6 protein-coding genes and 2 pseudogenes are annotated in these 10546 nt (G+C 60.6%); 2 read left to right on the top strand and 6 right to left on the bottom strand.

Translation table 11 applies throughout. From position 1 onward, the window contains the following. Nucleotides 1-247: 247 nt before the first annotated feature. Together GA0061098_RS47090 and GA0061098_RS47085 are read right to left on the bottom strand one after the other, a co-directional pair. On the bottom strand, nucleotides 248-466 hold the full coding sequence (locus GA0061098_RS47090) for an IS1096 element passenger TnpR family protein (protein WP_283808027.1): 219 nt from the start codon (nucleotides 464-466) through the stop codon (nucleotides 248-250). Nucleotides 467-473: 7 nt separating this feature from the next. Beyond that, complete coding sequence (locus tag GA0061098_RS47085) at nucleotides 474-692, bottom strand: plasmid pRiA4b ORF-3 family protein (RefSeq protein WP_283808025.1); 219 nt, start codon at nucleotides 690-692, stop codon at nucleotides 474-476. Nucleotides 693-847: 155 nt separating this feature from the next. Here GA0061098_RS47085 and GA0061098_RS46470 point away from each other — a divergent pair, with 155 nt between their 5' ends. Together GA0061098_RS46470 and GA0061098_RS36615 are read left to right on the top strand one after the other, a co-directional pair. After that, nucleotides 848-1378: a hypothetical protein gene (locus tag GA0061098_RS46470; protein WP_245323819.1), complete on the top strand. Its 531-nt coding sequence runs from the start codon at nucleotides 848-850 to the stop codon at nucleotides 1376-1378. 288 nt (nucleotides 1379-1666) lie between these two features. Continuing rightward, nucleotides 1667-3916 (top strand): hypothetical protein, encoded by a 2250-nt coding sequence (locus GA0061098_RS36615; protein ID WP_091966218.1) that lies wholly within the window; start codon nucleotides 1667-1669, stop codon nucleotides 3914-3916. Between the two features lie 128 nt (nucleotides 3917-4044). Here the strand turns inward: GA0061098_RS36615 and GA0061098_RS36610 are convergent. The 4 genes and pseudogenes from GA0061098_RS36610 to GA0061098_RS36595 all read right to left on the bottom strand — a co-directional run bounded on the left by GA0061098_RS36610 (nucleotide 4045) and on the right by GA0061098_RS36595 (nucleotide 10439). After that, nucleotides 4045-5388, bottom strand: a pseudogene (locus tag GA0061098_RS36610) (IS5 family transposase). A 397-nt stretch (nucleotides 5389-5785) separates the two neighbouring features. Further along, a pseudogene (locus tag GA0061098_RS36605) lies at nucleotides 5786-6528 on the bottom strand (IS5 family transposase). A 195-nt stretch (nucleotides 6529-6723) separates the two neighbouring features. Next, complete coding sequence (locus GA0061098_RS36600) at nucleotides 6724-8166, bottom strand: PepSY domain-containing protein (RefSeq protein WP_091966217.1); 1443 nt, start codon at nucleotides 8164-8166, stop codon at nucleotides 6724-6726. 2 nt (nucleotides 8167-8168) lie between these two features. Next, nucleotides 8169-10439 carry a TonB-dependent receptor gene (locus tag GA0061098_RS36595; RefSeq protein ID WP_091966216.1) on the bottom strand — a complete coding sequence of 757 codons (2271 nt, stop codon included), beginning with the start codon at nucleotides 10437-10439 and terminating at the stop codon, nucleotides 8169-8171. Nucleotides 10440-10546 lie beyond the last annotated feature (107 nt).

Genomic DNA, 10546 nt, shown 5'->3' with positions numbered 1-10546 from the left:
ACTCCGGCTGAAGTGAGCGAGCTGAAGTTCCTCGCCTCTTCATTGCCGACTTGGCTTGCCAGACCAGTAAGCGGACTGTAAGCGTAGCTCTGCGGCCCTTTTGATGATTGACGCTTGACATCTATGTGAGCCGCGTGCCGCGACGCCGCGGCTTCCAGATTTTGGACAATGCGTTGACGGCGACCTCGAGCATCTTCCGGTCGACGACGTTGGGATCGAACTGTGCAGGCCCCAAAAGCGCATATTTTCATGTTCCAGATGAGTAGGGTCGCCGCTGGCATCGAGGTATTCGGCATAGCCGGGCACACCCCCTTGAGCAGGAGGGAAGTCCCTTTATCGTCGCGGTGTCGAACCATTTTTCGAGTTTGATCACTTGGTCTCTGCTGTCACCGAAGTCATAGAGATAATGGATCGTCTTCGCGCCGGTCTCCTGAACGATATTGGAGAGCCGCGTCTTGCGATGCATCGATGGGCTAAGGGCCAAAATCTCCATCGGGATCAGGGATACCCCGACGTCCTTCGCCGGCCAGGAACTCGAAGAGATGGCTGTTCGTCCAGCCAAACGCCGCCTGCAGCGTCAGATGCAGCCGATCAAGGCGCAGCGTGAGCGGCACGACAAGGCATCGCGTCACCTCCGGTTTCACATCCTTGAGGGTCACCTTGATCCGGACCGCGGTCGTGTTCAGGCTCATGCCGCCAGCCTCGGATCATGCGCATGCATCGTGTCCCAAGCTGTCCAAGGCGGCCAGGAGATGCAGTCCATTGATTGGAAACAACCTTGACAGCGCTTTCGATACGTCAGCGATGAGTTCAGCATTGAAGATTGTAGCGGTGGGAGCCAGTTTCTTTGGGTAGCGCTTTCGAAAATCGCAGCGATGATTGCCTCAAAGCAGTTTGGGCCGGCGGGGACCTGACAACGCTCTTGCCGATGTTTCTGCTGATGCCCTCCGGCGGTATCCTTCTCGTCTTCGGATATGCACTGGGATACATGCATCTCGAAAATATCTGCAATCATCGCGATATCGGTGGAGCAAGTTTGGTGGTGGAACCGATTCTCACGCTTCTGCTGTTTCGAGACGGGCCAACGGTAGGTTCGCCGATATCGGATTGGCACTCGGTGTGCTTGGCACGCTCACTGCGCTATTTTTATGAGCGTATTCCAAGTGCGCTTAACTGGGCAGCATCCTCGGCGAGGTCCTATTCTGAAAAGGACTTGCGCAACGTAGGTTCTGCTCACTCGAACGCGAGAAGAAGAGGTTGTCTTGATGGAACGTTCTACATCGAGCCAGATCTACGCATTGTTGGATCCGAAACTCTTTGGTCGAACAATAGCATCGCCTCCCGGTTAGGAAGAGCTTTGCTGCTGCCGAAAGTCTGAGTTCGCCATGCTCGACGGCTTTCGGTATTCGGGAGCAGGGGTATTCTGGCAGCGCGCATTTCCATACCGGTCACGGCGAGGCAACGGAATGCGGACAGGCGCTACAATCGACTATCTCGCACCTTATGGGTCATACACTATTGCTGCCTCAGCACCACAACAGCTTCCGTGAAATTGGAACTCGGACGGCGGGGTTGTGCATCCGGAGAGCATCCTTCGTCAGCCAACCGTCAGCCAGACGGCCTATCCAGGGGCGCTGAGCATTGTTGACCGTATGGGAGATGGAACATGACGGGCATTGGCCGACCTGGTGAACCGCACGTTGGGGCTGCAGGAGCCGACAGCACGTCGGGATCGAGCAGTGCGCGTTCGGAGCCAAATTTTGTCCCTGCGGAAGGCCACCTAGTTTTCAACTCCGTCGTGGAGCGGATGCGCTCAGCGCCTGGAATGGCGACGCTCGCGAGCCTGCCCTCAGGTTCGGGTGTGGCAGTCCCCATCTCTTCAAGCGGTGAGGGGATCAACGCAGCGAAACAAAATATGGACCGCCTGCTTGAGGAACTTGATGCTTGCCACAGTGCTGCCATGGGCGCTCAGACCTCGTCTGAGGCGCAAGAGCTGATCGATCAGGTTGTCAAAGCAAGCGCAGCAGTTCTGGACTACTACGCGAGCCTGTCTCCAGATGTGGCGCGCAGCATTCTGTCCGACGATCAGGCTTGCCGAGTTCGTGACCGGACTCTGGATGCGGGGAACGAATGCAACGCGCTGGCCGCGCCGACTATCTACGCCTTGGAGCAGAGTAGGGAGAATGCGGGAAAGATACTCGAGCGGATGCGCCAATCCAATGCTCCGCCCGACCAACTGATCCGAGTGGCTTCTAGTGCGGCGAAACACTATTTGGCTTGCACGGAGTGGTGGGAAAAGAAGGCATTGCGCTCTGAACGGATGCAGTCCGTCTGCGCAGCCACTGCCAACTTGCCAAGTGCAACGGCCGAAATGCGACAGGCCGAACAGGCGACACTACGGCTGCATACCGGCTGGGCACTGAATACGAGGTGCGTGCATCTGCAATCGCAAGTCCTTCTCGCGCGGGTCATGATTGAGTCGCACGCGAGCACGCTCGACCCGGCCGTCAGGCAAATCCTCTTGGGTGAGAACGGTCGGGCGCGTCTACTCGGAACCTTCATGGGCGATGTTGTTCCGGCATTCCTCTCAACGGGCGACGCTGTTCTGAACAGCAAAGGACAAGCTCTCGACGCAGACCACTGCGCCGTTCTGGAAGGGGTCATGGAGCGGCTATCGGAATTTGCGTCGGCGTTGCCCAACATGGTTGCCGAGCTAAGGAATAAGGGAGCAGGTCCCGAGCTTCCGTTGGATCTGTTGGATCAGATCGTGGAAGGATCGTGGGTCACTGCCCATGAGGTCATGCGCCTGCTAGCAGTGCAGCCGAAGACACCAGCCATCATTGCACCGCCAACGGAGGCTGGCCTTGCGTTACCTGCCGACGCTGCCGGCAACGACCCGGCGGCCGAAGGCAGTCCAGCGCGAAGGAAAGGGAAGGGCAAGCGCAGGCAGGCCGGAGGTGCGGGGAGTTCGGCAGCCGGGCAGCCCGAGCCGCAGCTCGCTAGGCCCGACGCCGACACGACGCGAACCACCAAGGTTATTGTGCTCTCGGATCTGGGCACGAAGAAACTCGCGAGCGCGGAGGAAGCGCATACGAGGATGTCATCGTCGGCGAGGGAACACTTGGCAATATGGCAGGCTCCGCCATCGAAGGAGACAGTGAAGCGCCTGCTCGCACGATTGGACGAACTCTTGCAATTCGATCTGCGCAGTGAGCAAAGAGCCATTTCGCAAGCGCGCCACATGAAGCCCGAAGATGCCGACCACGTCGTGGACACCGTGGTTGAGCGGCTGCAGAGCCAATCTGCGGAGATTGAGGCCTGTGTAGCCGCGCTGGACGAACCTCGCCGACGTGGCCTACTCACGCCTATGCAAGTGCCCGAAGTGCACGACAAAATAGTCCGCCTCAAGGCGATGTTGTCGGAGGTTCAGGGGCAGGCACATGCTTTGAAGGCGCGAAAGGCTTCGATCGAGATCGATTGCATGAAGACCTACGCGTTTCCCTCGCAGAAGTACCTCGAGCGGTTGCAGGCGGCCGAGGAGTTTGCTCCCTTGGAGTCACCGCGCGCGTTGAAGGGTGAGCCAGGAACGCTGTTCGAGATCAAGCTGCAGCCTACGCCACTGCGCAATGGTACGGTGAATCCGATGTGGGTGCACATCCATACGAAGCGGCCGGTCTATGCGTGGCAGTTAACGACATTGGATGACGCCGAGTTCGCCGCTTGCCACGTGAAATCCAACGAACAGCGCGGCTACAATCGCCTCTGGCAGAACGCTCGAGCTGCAACGGGTCACGAAGACGTCGTGATCCATCGCGGCAAGCTCACGCCTGCGTTCTGCAAGTCCTTGTTAGGTTCCGCTTTTAGCGGCTATCCAGGGTATCCTTTTGCCGGAACGGAGCGCGCGGCGCGCAGGTGACTCGATACGAGACTAGCTAAGCGACTCGATAGAGCGCCGCTTGTGGTGCGGCATCGGTCTTCTTCGCATCCGGATCCTGTGGCCGAATGAACCGCACCTTGGGGCTCCGCAGGCTCCAACTCCCTGAGTTAAGAAGCCGGATTGAGCTGTGTTGGAGAGGCCAGCGTTCGCCATTAGCAACTCCAGGAAGAGGCCCAAGAGTTCTCTGAGCCAGGCGAGGATGCGGCGGAAGTTGTGGCCGACGGCTGAGAAGACGACGTTGGCGGCGTCGCCGGCGCGGCCTAGAGGTAGCAGCGGCCAAGGTCGCCTTCGGCCTTCATGTGCCCGATGATGGGCTCGATGGCAGAGCGACGGCGCAGCTCGAGCTTGATGACACCGAAGACGCCGCGCTTCTGGCCGGAGATGAAGCGCGACGGGGATTTTGCGCATTGTGGCCGCGGTACCCCTTGTCGACATAGGCCCGCTCGATCGGACAGCCGGTGAGCGTCTCGGTGGCTCGATGACGTCCCGCAGGGGGGGCCCATCATACGGATTGTCGGGCATTGCGCTCGCGTGCAGCACGAACAGGCCGCCGGGAGCGCGGCGATTGTTGGTGACGACGGAAGCCTTCACGCCGAACTCGTAATGCGCGGCGGCCTTGGCTTTGCCGATGCACTCCACCTCCGGAGCATGGAAGGAATAAAGCTTCCAGCCGCGCTGGCGCTGCTGCTGCGAACGAATCTGCGCGGCCCGGCCGAGTGGAAGGGCGAAGGCCTCCTCCAGTGCCGCTGGCCCTCGATGTTGCGACGAATGTCGCGAATGATCCGGCCGAGCCTGCTACGCAGGATGCGCAACTATCGGTGATGCCGCCTGAACTGTTTGGCGTGAGCGTAGCGGGAAGCCATCATCGCGGCGGCCTTGGCCACGCGAGCATAGAATTACCGGAGCCTGACCCCGTGCCTTCTCGCCAGGCGATTGAGGTCCTTGATGGCCGCATGCAGCAGCTCGGCATCGGTCGGAAAGGTGATGGCCTTCGGCTGCACCGTGGTATCGGCCGCGACGCGCTTGAGGTCCTGGCTGCGTAACGCGCCGGCCTCGTGCGCCACCCGCAGGCTCTCGGCCAGTAGCAGCTCCAGCTTGTCGCCGAGCCGCTTGCGCCAATGGCTCAGGTCCGAGTGCTCGTGCGTGAAAGCGTGCTGGAAGAACTCTTCGCCGGTGAAGAACTGGAAATACGAGTCGTGAACCCAGCGCTCGCAAACCCCCTCATCGGACAGCCCATAAGTGTGCTTGAGCAGCAAGAGCCCGATCATGAAGCGGGTCGCGATCCCGGGCCGGCCGTTCTCGCTGTAAAGCGGAGCGATCTCGCCGTCGATCCAGTCCCAATCGATCTTGCCGGCCAGCAGAACCAGCTCGTGCTTCATGTTGATGATCTGGTCCAGCCGCGCCCGGAACAGATCGTTCGATCCCGTCGTCTTGTGCTTCTTCGGCCGCATCGTCCCCTCCGATGCACCACAGAATCATGGTTCGCAAAGAAGGGAAATCCAAAAACGAAATCGCAAAGGTTTGGCGGTCTTGAGCTCCAAATCCTTGCAATCTCAAGCGCCCCCGCAGCCGAAAAACAGACTCCCGCTCAATCGCTTAAACCCTTGTTCACGAACGACTAGGTAATCCTAGCAATGAACAGCACCATTTCCAATCGCATTAATGACTTCTTCAAGAGGGAAGGCAAAGTCGAGTTGCTCAGAGGACGGGCCGAAGAGGTCCGTGATACGCGACGCTGTAGCCGAGCCGCGGAGCCACGCAGGACGCGAGGCGCAGCATCAATGGGGGCAGCGCGACCAGACGACGGCTCCGCCGGCCAAGAACGAGGATGGCGTAGATCGGTGCTGACTAGGGCGCGGACTCATTAGCACGCAGCCAAATGCGGATTGATGTGAGTTTGACGAACGCCAGATAGTTGGCTGCCAGTTTGTCGTGTCGGGTCGCGACCCGCCGACATTGCTTGATCTTGTTGAAGAACCGTTCGATCAAGTTGCGCGCGATACAGATGCGGCTGAAGCAGATAGGGTCTTTGCGGCTCCGTTTCGGCGGAATGTTCGCCCATGCGCCTTGCTTGCGGGCAAGCTCCCTGATCCAGTCCGCTCGTATCCACGATCTGCGAGCAACATCGTTTGTGGAAACAAGGCGCTGAGGAGAACCGAACACAGCCGATTGCCGTGCGCCTCGCCCGGCGTCAGAGCGAGATGGACCGGCAGGCCGTTGGTGTCCACCACCGCGCGTGAATCTTGCTCGTCAGGCCCCCTCGCGAGCGCCCCATATCTTGATGATCGTTGTCGGCGATGCAGGCTCCGTGCTGGTGCACGCGGACGGCTGAGGTGTCGATCATTTGCACGGCCGCGTCACGACCGGCGGCCAGTGCATCCATGATCCGCCGCCACCGAACGAAGCGATTGTAACAAGGGTGCGGGGACCGTAGTTTTCCGGCAGATCGCGCCAAGGCGCGCACCTGAACGCAGGACCCAAAAGATGCCATTGATCACACGACGGTCGTTTACGCGCCGAACGCCGCGTGGCATGTTCGGCAGCATCGGTTTGATGGCGGTCCACTCATAGTCGCTGAGCTCGTAGCGCATGATTCGAGGCTCCGGTTTCGGAGCTTGAATCACTTCTCGGGCAACGTCATCAACCCGCAACGCTCCGTGACCGCGCCGTTAATGCTCTGAATTTACTTCCGCTTTCGGCGGCTTAGCGGACTTGGCCGGACTTGCTACTGGCTCGATCCCGTCGCGAATGACCCGAAGCGGACATTATCAACGTCTTAATTCGCTTCAACGGCGCAGATAACGCCAGCCGACCACGACACCGCTCAACGAGACGATGGTGCCGAGGATCGACAGCAGCCACACCACGATGTCCCAGGCCGGACGATACATCAGCAGCAGTCGAAAATCGAAACTGTGCAGCGCGTTGAACAGCCAGCGATATGTGCGACGGCTACCGTCCACGCGGCCGACGATGTCGCCCGTGACCGGGCTGATGTGAAACCATGTTTTCGCGTCATCATCAAACACCGCGCGCAACACCGGCAATTCGCGGTCGTGATGACGTGCATACCAATAGGAATCGTATTCGCCCAGGGCGAGCTGCTCCACGAGGCGAGCTCGGGGTAGCAATTTCGTTGCGGCGGTCCAAAGCCGATCCTGCGGGAGTGGCGTAATTTGGCCCGACGTCACATCCAGCGGCTTCTGAGCGCCATCGCGCGATGCGGCGATCATCATCGGGCTGCCGTCGAGCCAGACAAAGCGCGCTTCGACTGCGGCTGATTGCGGCCTCGGCAGCTTCGTCGCAATGGTCGGCGCATCATGGCCGGCATAGCGTTGCAGCACCTCGGACGTCGTGTTGCGGCCTGCGAAATATTCGCCGGGATTGAGCGACAGCCAACCCGAGAATGTCCAGGTCAGCACGAAGATGCCCGCGATCAGGCCGGTGACGTGGTGCCACGCCATCCAGCCACGATACGGGGTGATCCTCCCGCTGGCATAGCGCCGCTTCAATCGGACGCGAAGGATGCCGATCCAGATGCCGGTGACGCCGATGATCAGGCAGATTCCGGAGATCCACAGCACCACCAGGCGCCACAACGGTCCGTCTTTGCGCAAGACCGTCGGATAGATCCAGTGCGGGATCGCGCCGAGCCAGTTCCAGACGCGTTCGGTATGGTTGGTGTCGAGCGCGATCTGGCCGGAGCGCGAGGAGACATAGAGCTTGGTACCGGCATCGTCGCCGAGCGCAATGAGGTAAAGCGGTCGCAGCGGATCGTAACGGGCCGTGACGCTCCATTGGTCGCGATCGATGATGTCTTCGAGGCGCGGCGATCGGTTCGCCGGATGAATTTGCGCGACCGCGAGCGCCTGCCGCTCGGAAACACCAGTGATGACGCGGCCATCGGCCGGCGAGATTGCCTGCCGCTTGCCGTCCCAGCCGGTGATCCGATACACGGGCTCGTCGGCCAACATCGAAAGCCGGAGGTCGCGCGGATAGCGCGTCGCGCCTGCCGCCTTCATCGCGTCGTCAGGCGACAGCGCCACCTTCTCCCATTGGACATCAGGGAGCGCTGCCAGCCTTTCCTTGTCGGAGAGGCCGGGAAAAGCCACGTACATCATCACCACGCCGGAGATGAACCACATGGCGAAGAACAGGCAGGTGACGATGCCGACCCAGCGATGGCCGATATACAGCCACCGCCGGAGTGTGCGTTTCAGGGCCCGCATGCTCAGAACTTCACGTTGACCGCAAGCTGCGCCGTGCGCGGCATGCCGAGTAGCCACTGCGTGGTGCCGCCCGACGTCGTGTAGACCTCGTCGAAGAGATTGTAGATGCGGAACGACACGGTGGTGTTGAGGTCGGGCTTCCACTGCACACCGGCATTGACAATGTTGTAGGCCGGGCGCGTCACCGTGTTGGCGTTGTCCGCATAGGTCTTGCCAACGATCTGCACGCCTGCGTTGGCTGACCAGTTCGGTGCGAAGGCCCAGGTCGCCCAGATGTTGGAGACGTTCTGCGGCACATTGACCGGTACGTTGCCGGCATAGTTGACGCTTCCGCCGCCGACCGCCTGCACGAAGTCATCGTATCTCGCACGCAGGAAGGCGGTATTGGCATCGATGCGCCAGCCATGATCGAGCAGAAAACCCACTGACGCTTCGACGCCGCGCGATGATTGCTGGCCGACCTGGACGGTCAGAGACGGGACGTTGGGATCGCGCGCCAGAAGGTTGTTCTTCACGATCTCATAGCCGGCCAAGGTCCATTCGCCGCGGCCGCCCCAGAACGATTGCTTGACGCCGATCTCGATCTGTCGGCCGGTGGCGAGGTCGAAGTTCTTGTTTGCGGAGGACAGTGAGATGAGCCCTCCGACCGGATCGACTGCGGTGGAATACTGGCCATAGAAAGCGAGATCCCTGACCGGCGTGTAGACCGCACCCGCGCGCCAGGTTGTCGAGGAGAACGACTTTTCGAAGCTGTTGGCGGGCGTGACATAGTCGGTGCGCGTGATCGTGGGCTCATCCTGACGGATGCCGGCAATCAAGGACAGCTGCTCGGTGACCGACAGCCTGTTCTCGGCAAACAGCGCGTACTGGTTGGTCACGCTGCCGTAGCCGGGAACTGTGGCGTTCGGGCTGTTGAATACGCCCGGAGCGAAATTGAACGGGTTGACGGACGACGAGCCACCGTAGGGCGAATTGTTGGTGTGGGTAAAGTTGATGCTGTTGACGTCGAAGCCTGCGAGGAACTCATTGGCCATGCCAAGGACATGCCCGCGAAATTTCGCATCCATGCGATTGCCGACCTGCTGTTGATCGTGAAAAATCTCGATATAGCTGCTTCGGTTGATCAGGCCGGTGACGGGATTGTAGGCGTAGCTTTCGACGTCCTTCCAGTGTCGCTTGGAGTTCAAATAGTAGAGTGAGTTCTGAATCGAGATTCCGTCGGCGACTTGCCATTCGGTCTTCACCTGATTCCAGCTGTCCTGGTACCGGATATGGCTGTCGCTGACGTTGTAATTCTTGAAGCGTAGCGCTTCATCGAGCCTGCCGTTGATCAGCGGCGTGCCGAAGTAGCGTGACGGCTTGCGATCACCGTAATCTGTAGACAGCGTCCAGGTGACGTCTTCGTTCTGCTTGACCTGGACCACGGCATGAAGGGCGACATTCGAGGTGTCGTCGCGGTCGACCCAGCCGTCGGACATGTTGCCGGAGGCGGTGATCCGGTAGGCGACGTCCTTGCTGACCGGACCGCCACTGTCCACGGCAATTCGCCGCGTCATGTTGCTGTCCAGCGAGATCTCGGCTTGGTTGCGAGGAACCCACAACGGCAGTTTCGAAACGACGTTGATGGCGCCGCCCACCGCACCTGCGCCATACATCACCGACGCAGGGCCGCGCAACACCTCGATGCGCTCGGTCGACCAGGTGTCGAACGGAAAGGTCATGGTCCCGGCGCCGATATAGAGCTGGGTGCCGTCGTACAACGTCATGACGGACCCGAGGCCAGTGAAGCCGCGGGTGTTGAAGGAGACGCCGCCATTGCCGGGGGCAGGGCTCGCCGTGAAGCCGGTGGCGTTCTGCGTCACCGCCTCGAGGATGTTCTGCTGGCCGCGTTCGGAGATGGTCTCGGCGGAGATCACCTCCACGCTGGCCGGCGTCTGCAGCCGCGTCAGGCCCAGCCGGCTGCCGGCCGTGCTGGCGCCGGTGAGGTTGAGCGTCGGTGCGGCGAAAACGGGACCCGTCAGGCTGGCAGCGGGTTTATTGGCGTTGGCAGCCGCGTTGCGTTGCTGGTGTGAACGCACGGAGCGCGCGGTCGCGCCGCGTCGGGTGCTGCGCGCATTCGGGGTTGCCGTATGCTGCACCACCACGGGGTCGAGCGTCTGGGTCGAACTTCCGGATTGTGCCCAGCCATCGGTCGACAAGGCGAAGCAGGAGAATGCAACTGAACTGAACAACGCGCGGCGATGCCGCGGGGCGAAGATTGTATGGGAGGGCATCAATGGACTCGCGATAACGTGGCACGTCACCGCGAACGCAGCTTGGCCGCTGCCTCAAGAAAAAAGGCAACTCAACACTCACCAGGACACCCCGCCCAATGTGCTCG

The organism is Bradyrhizobium shewense (assembly GCF_900094605.1).
Taxonomy (GTDB): Bacteria; Pseudomonadota; Alphaproteobacteria; order Rhizobiales; family Xanthobacteraceae; genus Bradyrhizobium; species Bradyrhizobium shewense.
Note: the sequence above shows the minus strand (reverse complement) of the source record. Positions and strands in the feature narration are given on the sequence as shown.

What these genes read in the sequence shown, in the direction of transcription:
- GA0061098_RS47090 (WP_283808027.1), bottom strand. Translation starts at nt 466, where the DNA reads ATGCATCGCAAGACGCGGCTCTCCAATATCGTTCAGGAGACCGGCGCG.
- GA0061098_RS36595 (WP_091966216.1), bottom strand. Translation starts at nt 10,439, where the DNA reads ATGCCCTCCCATACAATCTTCGCCCCGCGGCATCGCCGCGCGTTGTTC.
- GA0061098_RS47085 (WP_283808025.1), bottom strand. Translation starts at nt 692, where the DNA reads ATGAGCCTGAACACGACCGCGGTCCGGATCAAGGTGACCCTCAAGGAT.
- GA0061098_RS36615 (WP_091966218.1), top strand. Translation starts at nt 1,667, where the DNA reads ATGACGGGCATTGGCCGACCTGGTGAACCGCACGTTGGGGCTGCAGGA.
- GA0061098_RS36600 (WP_091966217.1), bottom strand. Translation starts at nt 8,166, where the DNA reads ATGCGGGCCCTGAAACGCACACTCCGGCGGTGGCTGTATATCGGCCAT.